Source organism: Acinetobacter lanii (assembly GCF_011578285.1).
GTDB lineage: Bacteria > Pseudomonadota > Gammaproteobacteria > Pseudomonadales > Moraxellaceae > Acinetobacter > Acinetobacter lanii.
Genome location: NZ_CP049916.1, coordinates 2,857,174 through 2,872,797, shown reverse-complemented (window position 1 = coordinate 2,872,797; position 15,624 = coordinate 2,857,174). Strand labels below are relative to the sequence as shown.

Genomic DNA, 15,624 nt, shown 5'->3' with positions numbered 1-15,624 from the left:
AGGTGAGCAGACGTATCCGTTTCAATATGAGCTTGAGTCGTATCAGTCATCGCATCAGTAGGCTGAGGATTAGAATTTAGAGAACTTTGAGATGGAGCCTGCGTCTGATATTGCTGATTCAAAAGATCCATTTTTTGTTGAAGCCGCTGTTCAATTTCAGTCATGCGTGCAATCTCTTTTTGCATTTCTGCCCGAAACTCTGACAACTTTAAACTTTGATCAATTTCAGTTTGAATGCTACTGATCATCCGTTTGGCCTTGCCATACCATTTTGCAGTAAAGCGAGCAGCTTCAGGCAGTTTTTCAGGCCCTAAAACCAATAGTGCAATAATGGCAAAGCAGAGTAATTCCGTCATTCCAACATTCAGCATGATGTCATTCTCTTATCGTTATTCTCAGACTTTTAACTCTTAACTGAATGCGAATGAACGGATTTAGATTCAGTATTTTCAAGCGTTTGTGGCGCTTGCAAGCGTGCTTGTTCAGCTTCATCTTCTTTCATACTTTTTTTGAAGTCTTTGACTGCACCACCGACATCTTTGCCTAAGTTTTTCAGTTTGGATGTACCAAACAATAGAATGACAACAATTGCAAAAATGAGTACATGCCAAATAGAAAGTCCCATCATGGTGTTCTCCTGTTTTATTTATGCATTTATCTGAACAGATGTAGATGACACGCATGTGACCAAAATATGTCAGTTTAAAGACAAGACTTTCTGTTATTTCAGATAAGCCATATCAGCGATTCAAAATAAGGGAAGCGCGGTACTGTGATAGGATCAATTCAATTCAGATCGATACGCTTAGATTGTTATGGCTTTAATCTTGCCCTTAATCTCTTTTCTGATGGGTTATTGGGGCGTTCAGTATTTAAAAAGCATTCGTCCGATTTTGGCGTCTTTATTGGCGAAGATTTTTATTCCTCTGGTGATTATTTACAACATGGTGTTTTATCAGCAAGGTAGTTTATGGCTGATCCTGTTGAGTCTGATTAGTTCGATCGTGTTCTTCAGTATTTTTTATATCTGGAAAAAAGATAAATTACGGGCGTTGTGTTTTAGTTATTTAAATGGGGCGTGGCTTGGGTTTCCTTTTGCCTTGGCACTTTTTGGACCGCAAGCCAGTGCAACCATAGTAGCGATGTACATTGGTGGGTCATTGTTTGGTAATGTCTGCGCGGTGATGGCAGTGAGTCAAACCAAGCAAGAGACTGGCTTTATTATTAAAAATATGTTGACCTCGCCACCGGTGATGGCACTGAGCATTGCAGGGGTATTATCCTTTTGGGATTTCCATGCCTTTGAACATAACCCAGTTTTAACTGGCATTTATGCCGCCAATAAAGTGTTAGTGACCTTTAGTGGCATGTGTATTTTAGGCATGTGGCTGAGTGCTGTTAAAATCGGATGGGCTGATTTAAAACTAAGTTTAGTCCTGATTTTAAGCCGCTCTGTAATCGCATTATTCTTGTGTATCTTGGCTTATTTTATTTTGCCAATTCCGCATCAACAGTTGACCTATGCGATTATTTTTATGTTTTTCTTATTGCCACCTGCGGCCAATATTGTGGCTTTAGAAACGCATTATCAAGGTACGGGCATCTCAGCCAAATATATCGCTTCAGGCACGCTTGCCAGTGCAATCATCATCAGTATTTATGGGGCGTTGCTGCATTTAATGATACCCACCCTGTAAATTCCCTCTCCTAAAAGGAGAGGGTTTAAACTCGCTCCCTCACACCAGCCCTCTCCCAAGGGGAGAGGGCGTAATAAGCGTAAGTTATTTTTCCAAACTTGCTTTAAACAGCTGCATCGCTTGACCACGATGACTGATTTTATTTTTCTCTTCTTTAGTTAGTTCAGCACTTGAGATATTCAGTTCCTTGACCCAAAACAATGGATCATAACCAAAGCCATTTTCACCACGGGCTTGCGCTAAAATTTCACCTGACCAAATGCCTTGGAAAATTTGTGGCAGTGGATCTTCTGCATGTTGCACCAATGCTAAAACACAGACAAACATCCCTTCAATGACTTCGCCGTCTTTACGTAATGGTTTTAAATCTGCAAGAAGTTTGGCATTGTTGGCTGCATCATTGCCATGTTCACCGGCAAAACGCGCCGAATAAATCCCGGGTGCACCGCCTAAAGCAGGAACACAGAGTCCTGAATCGTCTGCAATGGCAGGTTTGCCTGAAATACGTGAGGCATGACGTGCTTTGATAATCGCATTTTCAACAAAGCTAAGACCGTCTTCAATCGCATCTTCAATATTGAGTTTACCCTGTGGCACCACTTCTACAGGCAGATTTAGTTCAGCAAAAAGTTTTTCAAATTCAGCAATTTTGCCTTTGTTGTTGCTTGCTAAAACCAAAGTGCCTTGAGACAGCCAATCTTGTGCAGACATTTCAAAAACTCAAATATTAAAAACATTATTTTAACTGATTTCGGTCACGCTTGAATATCTGGCAGATCAAGCTCGAAATGAGCCAGTAGAAGAAAGCACGATCAATCATGGCGGAGGTTGTCGTATAAACAGACGGATCAAGCCGATTAGAGGTAGCTATTCAGTTTAAAATTATTAAAATATGTGGGTCAACATACTACTTTAAGACCGCAGCCATAATGAAAGCCACTCAACGCTATATTTTGGATAAAGCAGAAAGCCTGTTGATTGAGTTGGCATCTGAAATTGATCTGGGCACTGAAGAAATTCAGGACAAAACCCAAATTATTGCTGGACTGGCAACCAATGCCGTGGAAAAGCAATATCTGATTGAGTTACTGAAATCACGTGAAGAAGATATTGATGAGCATACCAAGCTGTATAAAGAAATTCTAGACGTTCTGAGTCGCTCATTGCTTAAAATTTAACGTAAAAAAAGCACCTGAATTGAGGTGCTTTTTTCGTAATAAGCTTTGAATTCTAATGCGCTTCCATTATTGCGCTTGAATCCATTGATCAGCACGATCACGGGCTTGACGAATTTGTTCAGGGGTCAAGTTGGCAGCCAAAGCAGTTTTCTTGGTTTCAGATAAATTCATCACACGGTTGTCGAGCATGCCATCACGGGTAGATAGTTCATACCACTGATATGCACCCATGTAATTTTTCTTTTGCTCTTCCATCATCGCAAGATTGAAGCTGGCACGGTTGTCACCATGACTCGCCGCTTTCTCAAAATACGAACGCGCTAATGCTTCATTTTTAGACGTACCATGACCTTCCATCAGCATACGACCGACATTCAGTTGTGCCGCCGTCAGACCTTGATCAGCCGCCGCTTTAAATAAGCTAAACGCTTGCTTGGCATCTTTTTGAACACCAGTGCCTTTTTGATAATAGGTTGCCAAATAGAACTGAGCAGGCGCTTGACCCGCTTTGGCTGCTTTTTGCAAATCAGCAATACTCATACGTGAGTACTGAGCTGCCTGAGCCGTGGTTGATTGCTGTGGTACATATTCAGCGTGGGCTTGGAAATTCAATAAACCCAAAAATAAAGTACTGCCTAATAATAATTTTTTCATAGAGCGCTCACTCGATAAATAGCGACTTCACCGAACAAATTTGGCAGATGCTTGCTGAGCATACTGCCTTGTTGATTCCCATTTACGGCAAGTCGATCAATAATTTTAATCTGATTTTCTGCACACAGTGCTTCAAAATCTCTAAAGGTGCATAGGTGGATATTCGGTGTGTTATACCACATATACGGTAAAGCTTCTGAAACAGGCATCTTTCCTTTGAGAGCCAAGAAAGAACGCGTCTTCCAATGGGCAAAGTTAGGAAAAGTAATAATCGCTTGTTTCCCTACACGCACCATATCACGCAAAAGTACATCAGGTGCATCTACAGCTTGCAAAGCTTGTGCCATAACCACATAGTCAAACGACTGATCGGCAAAGCGTCCCAAACCGAGGTTCAAGTCTTGTTGAATGATATTTAACCCGCGACTGACCGCAATTGCAATCTTTTCCTGATCAATTTCCATACCGTATGCACGAATTTGGTGTTTTTTGCCCATTTGCGATAACAATTCGCCATCACCACAGCCCAAATCAAGCACACTAGATCCCGGGCTAATCCATTTATCTGCGAGTTGTTGATCAATACGCATTACACAGTCTCCTTCGGTGTTGCTTGTAAATGTTCAGGGCCACCTAAGAACGCACGCAGTGTCTTTACATACAGAGGAATCGGGAACAAGAACGAATCATGTCCTTGTTCAGCATCAATATCGATATAACTGACCGGTTTTTGACTGGTAATCAGTGCATCGACAATTTCTTGAGAGCGTTCAGGCGCAAACCGCCAATCCGTGGTAAATGACACCACCAAGAAACGACACTTCGTGTTGGCCATGGCTTTTTGCAAAGACTGCTCGTATTCACGCGAAGGATCGAAATAATCCAATGCTTTGGTCATGATCAAGTAGGTATTGGCATCAAAGTTACGGCTGAATTGCTCACCTTGATAACGTAAATAACTTTCAACTTGGAACTCGACGTCAAAGCCATACATAAATTTGCCTGACTTTAAGTCACGACCAAATTTTTGTTTCATCGCTTCTTCAGACAAGTAGGTAATATGACCGACCATACGGGCCAAAATTAAACCACGTTTAGGATAACTGTCATTTTCCAAATAACGGCCATGATGGAAATCTGGATCAGATAAAATTGACTGACGTGCCACTTCGTTGAAGGCAATATTTTGTGCAGACAGTTTTGGTGCGCTGGCAATGATCACACAGTTTTTTAAACGATCAGGATAATCCACCGACCATTGCAACGCTTGCATCCCACCGAGTGAGCCACCAATCACAGAGTACCAAACATCAATACCCAAACGATCCGACAGCATCGCTTGGGTCTTGATCCAATCACGTACTGTCACCAATGGAAAATCTGGACCATAAGGACGATTTTCATTTTCAGGATTCGGTGAGGTAGGACCTGTAGAACCGCTACAGCCACCAATGTTGTTTAAAGCAACCACGAAAAATTTAGAGGTATCAATCGCTTTGCCTGGGCCAATGCATGCATCCCACCAGCCGGCTTTTTTATCATCTTCATGATGATAGCCTGCAGCATGGTGGTGACCAGAGAGGGCATGGCAAATCAGAATGGCATTGGATTTATCGGCATTGAGCGTGCCATAAGTTTCAACCATTAAGTCGAAACGAGGGAGAATTCGACCACATTCTAATGCCAGTGGTTCTTCAAATTGAAACTTTTGTGGCGTAACAATACCCACAGAGTCAGCTGGAAAAGACACAGGAATAATTCGCCTTAAATCTTTAGTATGAATAAATAAAAGGATACCACTTGAGGGTATCCTTCTAAAGTCATTTTAATGTTATTGCATATCGCAATTACTTATACCGCAGCAGCCACCAATTGTTCAGTGCTGAGTACACCTTGCTCGATTAAACGGTTGGTGCTGGCAATAATCGCCTCAATTGATGAGGTCACAATGTTGTCATGGACACCTGCACCGAATGCAGATTTACCGGTTCCTTTGACTTGAAGCTCAATCAATGCCAAGGCTTTTGCACTTGCACCTGAACTAATGCTCCGTTCTTCATAATTCAAGACATCAATTGGCAATTGTAATGCATCTAAGATCGCAGAGATTGGACCATTCCCTTCACCACGTAAGTGCTGAGTTTCACCATTCACGACCACATCAAGCTCAATCACTTGGCTGCCATTTTCATCGGATAAACGATAGTTCTGTGCAGAATAATGTGCATCTTTAGTGGCAACATAGGTGTCTTTAAACAATGCCCAAATGTCTGGTGCAGAAATTTCTTTGGCTTGTTCATCAGTGACTTGTTGCACCACTTGAGAGAATTCAATTTGTAAACGACGCGGTAATACCACGTTGTAGTTCGATTCTAACAAGTACGCAATACCCCCTTTACCTGACTGTGAATTGACACGAATCACCGCATCATAGTCACGACCTAAATCTTTTGGATCGATTGGTAAATAAGGCATGTCCCACATGTCTTGGTCTTTTTGGAACTCAAAGCCTTTCTTGATGGCATCTTGATGTGAACCTGAGAACGCGGTAAAGACCAAATCACCGGCATACGGATGACGTGGATGTACCGGCAAACCTGTGCATTCCTCAATGGTCGCAATGATTTCGTTAATGTTCGAGAAATCAAGTTCAGGCGCAACACCTTGGGTATACATATTCAATGCAATCGCAGCAACGTCGACGTTACCGGTACGTTCACCATTACCAAACACACAGCCTTCAACACGATCAGCACCGGCCATAATTGCAAGTTCTGATGCTGCGATTCCACAGCCACGGTCATTATGACAGTGTACCGAAATGATCACACCATCACGACGTTCAATATTACGATGCATCCATTCGATTTGGTCGGCATAAACATGTGGACCTGAAACTTCAACCGTTGCAGGTAAGTTTAAGATCACTTTATTCGTTGGTGAAGCTTCCCAAATTTCTGTCACCGCATCACAGACATCTTTCGCTACTTCTAATTCAGTGGCTGTAAAGCATTCTGGAGAGTATTGAAACACAAACTCAGTTTCAGGATATTGCTTTGCATATTCCTTCACTTTTTGTGCGGCATTCACAGCCAATTGCTTCGCACCCGCAATATCGACATTCAATACTTTTTCACGGAACGTTGGAGAGTTTGAATTGTAAATATGCACAATCGCGCGTTTCGCACCTTGTAAAGACTCAAAGGTACGTTGAATCAAGTGATCACGTGCCTGAACCAATACTTCGATGTATACATCATCTGGAATATGGTTTTCTTCAATCAATTTACGGGTGAAGTCAAAATCGATTTGAGAGGCAGAAGGGAAACCAATTTCAATATGTTTAAAACCGATTTTTACCAACATTTGGAACATTTTGAATTTTTGTTCAATGTCCATTGGTTCAAAAATCGCTTGGTTACCATCACGCAGGTCGGTACTCATCCAAATAGGCGCTTTATTGATTTCATTGTTCGGCCATTGACGGTCTGGCAAGTCCACACGTTGGTACATGCGACGGTATTTTTTACTTGGATCAGCCAACATCATGAGGTAACTCCTTGTGTAACCTGTATTGCTCGTATTTTTGATTTAGGCAATGGATGGTTACCAATATAGATTGTGTCTACGTAAGCGGTTTACAAATTTTAGTCTGCAACAAATTATGACTTTTTAAATAAAATGCTGAAAACTCAGATATATGTTTAAAACTTTGCAAACCTATAACTTAAAGTTTAATCGAGTTAAATCGAAATGTTTTTCCTATTTTTATGGATTTTAGTCGTATGTTAATAAAGATTTTCTTATATTAATTATTGTGTGAAAAATATTTCCGTTTGATTGCTATTTTGTCTTTAAATTTTTCTAAAAATAGACGTGGATTAAAAAATATAAAGGATCTGTGGGTAAAAAGCGACAAATGATAAAATATGTCGCTGGTTTAAATACTCAAGAGATGCAATAGGGGAGGGATAAATCATATTGAGTATTGAATATGATTTATCTTTACAGCCTTATCTCTACTAAAGCTCAGCCCATTTACGCATGAGATTATGATAGAGATTGGTGAGTTTGATTACTTCCGCATGCTGATCCCCCAGTTGCATACGTAGATTCTGAATACTCTGATCTAAGTTGAACAACATATGCCGTTCAGCGTCATCACGCACCATACTTTGAACCCAAAAGAATGATGCGATGCGACAGCCTGAAGTAATCGGAGTGACTTCATGCAAACTGGTGGATGGGTAGAGAATCATATCGCCTGCAGGCAGTTTGACTTCATGGTATCCATACGTGTCTTCCACGACCAGTTCTCCACCTTCATATTCTTCAGGTTCACTCAGAAATACCGTGCAAGATAAGTCAGTACGCAAACGTTCATTAGTGCCACGAATACGACGAATAGAGTTGTCTACATGAAAACCAAATGCTTGATTGTTTTCATAACGATTAAACAATGGGGGAATAATATCGAGTGGAATCGCAGCCGACAAGAAAAGTGGGTGCTGTCCTAAGGATTCTAAAATAATGGTACTAAGTCGATGGGTAAGCGGATGATCTTCAGGCAGTTGTTGATTCTGTTTAACGGTCGCTGACAGGGTACCTGCGGTCACTTTACCATTGACCCATTCCACTTGATCCATTTCCTGACGAAAAAGTTGGACTTGTTCTTTGCTGAGTACATTGGGAATATGATGAATCACAACAGCACCTATATTGAATATTATAATCGATATAAAAATAGCCTCATTATGAGGCTATTTTTTAGAAAATCCCATAATTTAACTATGGGATTCTGTTTTGACTTTAAATTAGTATTTAAAGTTTACAGACAAGACTGCATTTGCACCTTCTGCTTCAGTTGCATAGTGAGAAGCATAAGCTTTGGTAAAGTAATGACGATTCGCTAAGTTGTTATAGTTGACTTGAACGTTTAGGTCTTTGTTCACGTCATAGCGTGCCATGGCATCAAAACGGACATAACCTGGTACATATTTTTCTTTACCATCATTGCTACTGCCGTACACTCGATCCATACCTAAAGCACCGAAACCAAGTTGAAGTTTAGGAAGCACTTGATAGGTTGTCCACAGTGTTGCACTGTTTCTTGGTACATTGGCTAAACGTTTACCTTCGTTGGTTGCATTATAAGCCGCTTTGGTTAATTCGCTGTCTAAGTAGGTATAACCCAGTGAAATATCCCACTTATCGGTAATCTTACCGTTTAAGCCAACTTCAATTCCGTCAACGGTACTTTCACCTGCATTGGTTGTTAAGCCAGGCTCAACTTCAATACGTGTATTTTTCTTTTTGGTATGGAAAATTGCCGCAGTCGCATTTAAACGCTCTTGGAATAGATCCCATTTGGTTCCAATTTCAAAGGTTTGAGCACTTTCTGGCTTCAATTCATTTTGTAATTGAGCTGTTGCAAGAGACTCACTACCATCACCTTGGTCTACACCAATTGGATTGGTTGATGATGCGTAGTTGAAATAGATACTGCCATTTTCGGTAGGTTTAAAGGTAAGGCCACCATTCCAGCTGAAAAAGTCATCTCGTGCATTAAATACTGAACCTGCAGGTACAGGGTTACGACCTGTAGTGGCTTTGTTATACACCACTTCTGAATCGAAATTATCCCACCGCATACCAAAATCAAGCATCCATTGTTTGCTGAGTTCCATATGGTCTAAGAAATAGATACCGGTATTTTCACTGGTGGTCGTTGTAGCTTTAGCATTTGCAGTGATGGTGCCATTGAATGGTGTATAGGCATTTGGATGGAAGGTTGAAGCACACCAACCGTTAGATGCTGTGATACCTGCACCACAAGCCGTTTTGGTAATATCTGCTGTTGAGCCATCAGCAATGTTGTATGAACCTTTATCTGATTCTGCACGGCTAAATTCAGCACCCAGATTAAATGAGTGTTTAATAAAGCCTGTATTTAATTTACCTGTTAAAGCCAATTGATCGGTAAAGGTACGGGTATCTGTGATACGCGTATTGGCACGACGCCAAACCCCTGTGTCCTGTAACTCACCTGTTGCGGTATTGATAAAGTTACCTGTAGAGTCATCTGGTTGAGTCCAGACATAATTGTTCTTTGATTTACTATAAACCGCTGTATTGCTGATGGTTAGATTATCAGAAAAATCATGTTCTAATTTAAGTGTACCAATGTGATTTTCTTGCTTTTGGAAATCACGATCACGCCAGCCATAATAAGTACCTGGTTTTACATCAATTGGATGTCCAGCACGGCCAGTGGTGTTGTTTGGGTTGTTATATGGAATACCCGCATCTGGAGTATCATCTGATTGTAGATAGTAGTAACTTAAGGTCGCACGGTTAGGGGTGTCTAGACCAAAAGAAATGCTCGGTGCAATACCCACGCGGCTGTATTCAGCACCATCATGTTGACCTGCTTTTTCATTATGATGGCCTAAAATGGCAACACGCGCCGCAATCCCGTTACCAAAATCTTTGTTACCATCTAAGGTAATACGTTGATAACTGTCTGTACCTGCCGCAACCGAACCTTCTAAAAAGTTACCTTGTTTAGCAAGCTTCGAGATCATGTTGACGTTACCACCGACAGAACCACCACCGCCCATTGCAGAAGCAGAACCTTTAGTGACCTCAACTTGTTCAATCGCAAACATTTCACGATTTTGTGATGATGCATTACGCACACCATCAACATACATTGAACTTTCTGAGCTATAACCACGAATAAATGGACGATCACCATTTGGGTTACCGCCTTCACCTGCGCCTAAGGTAATCCCCGGTACAGTACGCAATGCATCTGCTAATGTTGTCACTTGGGTATCTTCAAGCATTTGCTTTGAAATCACCGACACTGACTTAGCTGTGTCTAAAAGTGGTGCAACAAATTTAGCATTGGCTGATTGATCAACTTTAAAACCTTGTTCTTTTTCGGCTTTTGTTTCAATTGTTGCAAGCTGAGTGACTTGGTCTTGTGCAATTGCATGTCCTGCCATCACCGAGAGAGATGACACAATCGCAGATGATACGATTTTTTTGCGTGTTTTAATGAAGGCCATTACTTACTCAAAAAGTGTAGTATGAATTTGTTTGCGAATAATAATGATTCTTGTTTGAAATTACATTCAATTATAAGCGGATTTAGCGATTGACTTTAATTATTTAATTCATTTATTAAATGTTATAATGTATTTATTATGACTCAATCTACTGATTTTTATTATAAATCTAAGAATTCGATGTAAAGTTAGAGAGCGATTGAGAATTCATTTTTTGATCAATATGTTGCTTTTTTTATTTGGAAATCTGTGATGTATAATCAAAAGTTAAGCTTAAATTTATTTTGAGATTGAATTTATCCACTATGAAAAATGAGAATTCTGTGATGGTGGAGTTAAAATGATAGATTGAATTATTATCAGCAGAATCATAAAAATGAAATTATCCTTACATAAAAAAATCTAATAAAAATAGGAGATTAATAAAAATAATGATGGAGAAATGAATGTATTTTGTATATCTTCCAATGTTGTCATATAATGTGGCACTTTAAAAATTGCAACTACTATTTCTATATCGAGGAAGCCATGCAAGTAACTTCTGAAGCGGTTTCGGGCGTAGCCCGTCGTTTAACTGTATCTGTACCGACGAGCCGTGTGAATGAGCAATTCGAAGCTCGTTTAAAACGCACTGCTAAAACTGTTAAGATTAACGGCTTCCGTCCAGGTAAAGTGCCTCTAGACGTGGTACGTCGTGAATATGGCGCAGGCATTTATCAAGAAGTTGTGAACGATGTAATTCGTGACACAGTATTCGAAGCAATTCAGCAAGAAAAAATCAATGCTGTTGGCATGCCAAACATTGATAAAGTTGAAAACAAAGAAGATGCACTTGTTTTCGAAGCAACTGTAGAAGTTTATCCAGAAGTTGAAGTGAAATTTGACGGTCTTGAAGTTGAACGTAAATCAACTGAAGTGAACGACAAAGACGTTGATCAAATGATCGAAAATCTTCAAAAGCAACGTGCTTCTTGGACTGAAACTAAAGGCATGGCGAAAAAAGACATGCAAGTGACTTTCGATTTCGAAGGTACTGTGGATGGCGAGAAATTTGAAGGCGGCGCTGCTGAAGACTTCAAACTTGTTCTAGGTTCAGGTCGTATGATCCCGGGCTTTGAAGACGGCATCGTGGGTATGAAGAAAGGCGAAGAGAAAGTAATCGATGTTACTTTCCCTGAAGATTACCAAGCTGAAAACCTTGCTGGTAAAGCTGCTCAATTCAAAATCACGGTTAAGCTTGTTGAAAAACAAAAACTTCCAGAAATTGATGCTGAATTCCTTAAAATCTTTGGTTTAACTGAAGAAGAAGGCGTTGAAAAATTAAAAGCTGACGTTCGTAAAAACATGGAACGCGAAGTGAAAAATGGTCTTCGTAACCAAGTGAAAGGTGCAACTTTTGATGCGCTTGTAGCAGCAAACGAAGTTCAAATTCCAGAGTCTATGTTGGCTCAAGAAATTGACCGTCAACGTCAACAAATGATTCAACAGTTCACTCAACAGTTTGGTGCTCAAGGCGCTAAAGCGTTTGATTCAAGCATGCTTCCAGATGAGTTGTTCAAAGAACAAGCTGAAAAAGCAGTTAAATTGGGCGTATTGGTAAGCAAAGTGTTGGCTGAATCTAAGATTGAAGTTGATCCAGCACGTGTTGAAGCTTACATCGCTGACATGGCATCTTCTTACGAAGATCCAAACGAAGTGATTGAATACTTCAAAAATGATAAACAACAACGCGCTCAAATCGAAGGCGTTGTGTTAGAAGATCAAGTGGTTGATCACATCTTAGCTTCTGCTAAAGTGACTGACACTAAAGTAAGCTATGAAGAGCTTTTGAAAGAGCAACAAGCTCGTCAACAAGGCTAATCGCTTCTTGATTGAAAAAAGGCGCTGTAAGGCGCCTTTTTTTACGACTGCCACATTGTCACAATGATCTTTATTCACATAGAGTATTCAAAAATATTCTGATATTTAATGGGGAATATTTTGCATTTTCATAAATTATCCCTCATATTGTGATTATGTGTTGAGTAACAAAAAATTAGGAATAAATAACGTATGTATGTTCCAACAATTGATAACGCACTCGTGCCGATGGTGGTAGAACAGTCTTCTCGTGGCGAGCGTTCTTTTGATATTTATTCACGTCTTTTACGTGAACGTGTGATTTTTTTAACCGGCGAAGTTGAAGATAACATGGCGAACTTAATCGTTGCGCAAATGTTATTTTTAGAAGCAGAAAATCCAGAAAAAGATATTCACTTATATATCAACTCACCAGGTGGTTCAGTGACTGCAGGTATGGCGATTTACGATACCATGCAATTTATTAAACCGGATGTTGTGACCTACTGTATGGGGCAAGCAGCATCGATGGGTGCATTCTTATTGAATGCGGGTGCGAAGGGTAAACGCTACTGTTTAGAAAATGCGCGTGTGATGATTCACCAACCACTCGGTGGTTTCCGTGGTCAAGCATCAGATATTGAAATTCATGCCCGTGAAATTTTGTTCATTAAAGAGCGTTTAAACCGTTTAATGGCAGAACACAGTGGACAAGATTATGAGACTGTGGCGCGTGATACCGACCGTGATAACTTTATGACAGCACAGGCTGCAAAAGAATATGGTTTGGTTGATGAAGTATTATCAAAACGCCCACAACTTTAAGCTTATATAAGCATAGATTAGAAATTTGGAGTGAAGATGTCTGAAAATCCTCAAGGACATAAGCATTGTTCATTTTGCGGTAAAACGCAGTCTGAAGTGGGTAAACTCATTGCAGGCGAGGACGCTTACATTTGTAATGAATGCGTAGATGTATGCCTAGATTTGGTTCAGACGAGTCAGCAAGTTGAAACAGGCGAATGGGCATCTCGTCCATTGCCAAAGCCACATGAAATTCGTGCGGCGCTTGATCAGTATGTGATTGGTCAGGATACTGCGAAAAAGACTTTGTCTGTTGCAGTCTATAACCATTACAAACGTTTGAAAGTGACTCAAACTGAAAGCAAGACTGAAGATCGTGTTGAATTGGCCAAGAGTAATATCTTGCTGATTGGTCCAACAGGTTCAGGTAAAACCTTGCTGGCACAAACACTGGCTCGTCTTTTAGATGTACCTTTTGCTATGGCTGATGCAACCACTTTAACTGAAGCTGGTTATGTCGGTGAAGATGTTGAAAACATTGTACAAAAGCTCCTTCAAAAAGCGGATTATGATGTAGATAAGGCACAAAAAGGCATTATCTATATCGATGAAATCGACAAGATTACCCGTAAATCTGAAAACCCTTCTATTACACGTGACGTGTCGGGTGAAGGTGTTCAGCAAGCGCTTTTGAAAATGATCGAAGGTACGGTTGCTTCAATTCCGCCTCAAGGTGGTCGTAAGCATCCGCAACAAGAGTTTATTCAAATTGATACATCGAACATTTTATTCATCTGTGGTGGCGCATTCTCAGGTCTTGAGCGTGTGGTGCAACAGCGTCAAGAAAAAGGCGGCATCGGCTTTACTGCAGATGTGAAGAGCAAAGATGACACCAAAAAAGTGTCTGAATTGTTCCGTCAAGTTGAAGCAGCAGACTTGGTTAAATTTGGTTTAATTCCAGAATTTATCGGTCGTTTGCCTGTGATTGCAACGCTTGAAGAGCTAGATGAAGAAGCGTTGATGCAAATTTTGACTGAGCCAAAAAATGCATTAACCCGTCAGTATCAGTACTTGTTCGAAATGGAAGACGTAGATCTTGTATTTGAAGATTCTGCGCTTCGTGCGATTGCGAAGAAAGCTTTAGAGCGTAATACAGGTGCACGTGGTTTACGTTCAATTTTGGAAAATGTGTTGCTTGAAACCATGTATGACTTACCAAGCCGTACGGATATTGGCACCGTGATTATCAATGATGCTGTTATCAATGATAAAGCGGAGCCTACCTATCAAGCTGAGCGTCAACCGAAAGCTGAAAAAAAAGTGGAAGAGAAAGTTGATCTGAAAATTTTAGACAGTAAATCTGCTTAAGAGATTCATTCAACTAAGAGATACTGTTATTGATCAATAATGGTATTTCATCCGAAAGGTGGGAAAAGTGCGACTTTTTCCACCTTTTTTATTTTTTATCTTAAAGTGAAATGTTAAGCTCGAACGATAAATCGAATCAAAACCGAAAAAATAAAAAATACGTGATGAGGAATAATCATGCGTTATTGGGCATTTATGCTGTTGGCATCCACGGGCTTGGTGGCATGTGGTCATGTACTAACTGAAACTTCAGCTCAGCAGAGTCAGATCATTTCTACTTTGGGTCCTGTTGATTTTTCAGAGAAGCCTGGATTGATCAGTTCGAAGTTAGATCAATATAAAGTGGCGGGTTTTAGCACAGGCTCTTGGGTCAATCAGCAACCGGGTCAGTTTTTTAAAATTGTAAAACCGCAACATCCTCATGCTGCGGTGGTGTATTTATATCGTCCTGACAGTAAATGGAACCGACAAGAAATTATTGCACCCAGCTTCTTTTTAAATGGTAAAAAAATTCCAAGTCTCATCAGTAATCATTATTACTGGATTGAATTAGCGGAAGGCGATTACCGTTTAAGTTTAAGTCGTCCGCTTGCCGTCATGCATTTCCAAAAGCCGTTGGTCGCCAATTTTAGTGTGAAGGCAGGTCAACATTATTTCCTTAAATATGAAGAGGAACAGTTCCGTGGTGGTCCTAATGGTGATGCCGATTTGCTGAGAGTTGGGCCATTGATGCAGATGCCAACCAAACAGGCTTTGAAAGAAATTGGGATGACCCAATTGAAATCACCAGGTTTAAATTATGTCGCTGAAGTCGCTTCGGATGGTAAAGTTATCAAAAGCCGTGAAAAAATTGACAGTGGAAAATATAAAGCCAGTGATGATGTTCGCTTGAACAAACCTTTTAAAGTGTATGATCCAAGAACGTGGTAAAGATACTCTAAGAGCGATAAAGAGGGAGAGATCCCTCTTTTTATTTTCTTGATAAATTATGCATAAGCTTTATTTTTGTTC

General features: G+C 40.3%; 14 protein-coding genes and 1 pseudogene. 6 read left to right on the top strand and 9 right to left on the bottom strand.

The features are described from left to right. Positions 1-169: 169 nt before the first annotated feature. A pseudogene (gene tatB / locus G8D99_RS15735) lies at positions 170-371 on the bottom strand (Sec-independent protein translocase protein TatB); the annotation flags it as partial. 32 nt (positions 372-403) lie between these two features. Next, entirely contained in the window at positions 404-625 is a 222-nt protein-coding gene (gene tatA / locus G8D99_RS12995; RefSeq protein ID WP_406741523.1) for a Sec-independent protein translocase subunit TatA, read from the bottom strand. A gap of 190 nt (positions 626-815) precedes the next feature. Here tatA and G8D99_RS12990 point away from each other — a divergent pair, with 190 nt between their 5' ends. Further along, a complete protein-coding gene (locus G8D99_RS12990; RefSeq protein WP_166326597.1) occupies positions 816-1,697 on the top strand; it encodes an AEC family transporter in 882 nt (293 codons plus the stop codon). Between the two features lie 84 nt (positions 1,698-1,781). On the opposite strand, the gene rdgB is transcribed toward G8D99_RS12990, so the two are convergent. Beyond that, positions 1,782-2,408, bottom strand: a complete 627-nt coding sequence (gene rdgB / locus G8D99_RS12985; RefSeq protein ID WP_166326595.1) for an RdgB/HAM1 family non-canonical purine NTP pyrophosphatase — start codon at positions 2,406-2,408, stop codon at positions 1,782-1,784. Positions 2,409-2,626: 218 nt separating this feature from the next. Here rdgB and G8D99_RS12980 point away from each other — a divergent pair, with 218 nt between their 5' ends. Next, the gene (locus G8D99_RS12980; RefSeq protein ID WP_166326593.1) at positions 2,627-2,875 is read left to right on the top strand and encodes a hypothetical protein; all 249 of its coding nucleotides are present in this window, start codon (positions 2,627-2,629) and stop codon (positions 2,873-2,875) included. A 66-nt stretch (positions 2,876-2,941) separates the two neighbouring features. Here G8D99_RS12980 and G8D99_RS12975 read toward each other — a convergent pair whose 3' ends face one another. The 6 genes from G8D99_RS12975 to G8D99_RS12950 form a co-directional block, all read right to left on the bottom strand. Then, on the bottom strand, positions 2,942-3,529 hold the full coding sequence (locus G8D99_RS12975) for a tetratricopeptide repeat protein (protein WP_166326591.1): 588 nt from the start codon (positions 3,527-3,529) through the stop codon (positions 2,942-2,944). Then, positions 3,526-4,119, bottom strand: coding sequence for a methionine biosynthesis protein MetW (metW, locus tag G8D99_RS12970; protein WP_166326589.1), 594 nt, complete (start codon positions 4,117-4,119; stop codon positions 3,526-3,528). The genes G8D99_RS12975 and metW overlap by 4 nt, the downstream gene beginning before the upstream one ends. Then, entirely contained in the window at positions 4,119-5,279 is a 1,161-nt protein-coding gene (metX, locus tag G8D99_RS12965) for a homoserine O-succinyltransferase MetX (RefSeq protein ID WP_166326587.1), read from the bottom strand. Before metX ends, metW begins: the two co-directional genes overlap by 1 nt. A 101-nt stretch (positions 5,280-5,380) precedes the next feature. Further along, positions 5,381-7,078 (bottom strand): 2-isopropylmalate synthase, encoded by a 1,698-nt coding sequence (leuA, locus tag G8D99_RS12960; RefSeq protein ID WP_166326585.1) that lies wholly within the window; start codon positions 7,076-7,078, stop codon positions 5,381-5,383. A gap of 473 nt (positions 7,079-7,551) precedes the next feature. Further along, positions 7,552-8,235, bottom strand: a complete 684-nt coding sequence (locus G8D99_RS12955) for a Fe2+-dependent dioxygenase (RefSeq protein ID WP_166326584.1) — start codon at positions 8,233-8,235, stop codon at positions 7,552-7,554. 108 nt (positions 8,236-8,343) lie between these two features. Further along, entirely contained in the window at positions 8,344-10,602 is a 2,259-nt protein-coding gene (locus G8D99_RS12950) for a TonB-dependent receptor (RefSeq protein WP_166326582.1), read from the bottom strand. 528 nt (positions 10,603-11,130) lie between these two features. Between G8D99_RS12950 and tig the strand changes: the two genes are divergently transcribed. From tig to G8D99_RS12930, 4 genes are all read left to right on the top strand, one after another. Beyond that, positions 11,131-12,462 (top strand): trigger factor, encoded by a 1,332-nt coding sequence (gene tig, locus G8D99_RS12945; protein WP_166326580.1) that lies wholly within the window; start codon positions 11,131-11,133, stop codon positions 12,460-12,462. A 192-nt stretch (positions 12,463-12,654) separates the two neighbouring features. After that, positions 12,655-13,266 (top strand): ATP-dependent Clp endopeptidase proteolytic subunit ClpP, encoded by a 612-nt coding sequence (gene clpP / locus G8D99_RS12940; RefSeq protein WP_166326578.1) that lies wholly within the window; start codon positions 12,655-12,657, stop codon positions 13,264-13,266. A 36-nt stretch (positions 13,267-13,302) separates the two neighbouring features. Continuing rightward, the gene (clpX, locus tag G8D99_RS12935; RefSeq protein WP_166326576.1) at positions 13,303-14,613 is read left to right on the top strand and encodes an ATP-dependent Clp protease ATP-binding subunit ClpX; all 1,311 of its coding nucleotides are present in this window, start codon (positions 13,303-13,305) and stop codon (positions 14,611-14,613) included. 177 nt (positions 14,614-14,790) lie between these two features. After that, the gene (locus G8D99_RS12930) at positions 14,791-15,543 is read left to right on the top strand and encodes a DUF2846 domain-containing protein (protein ID WP_166326574.1); all 753 of its coding nucleotides are present in this window, start codon (positions 14,791-14,793) and stop codon (positions 15,541-15,543) included. Positions 15,544-15,624: the final 81 nt, after the last annotated feature.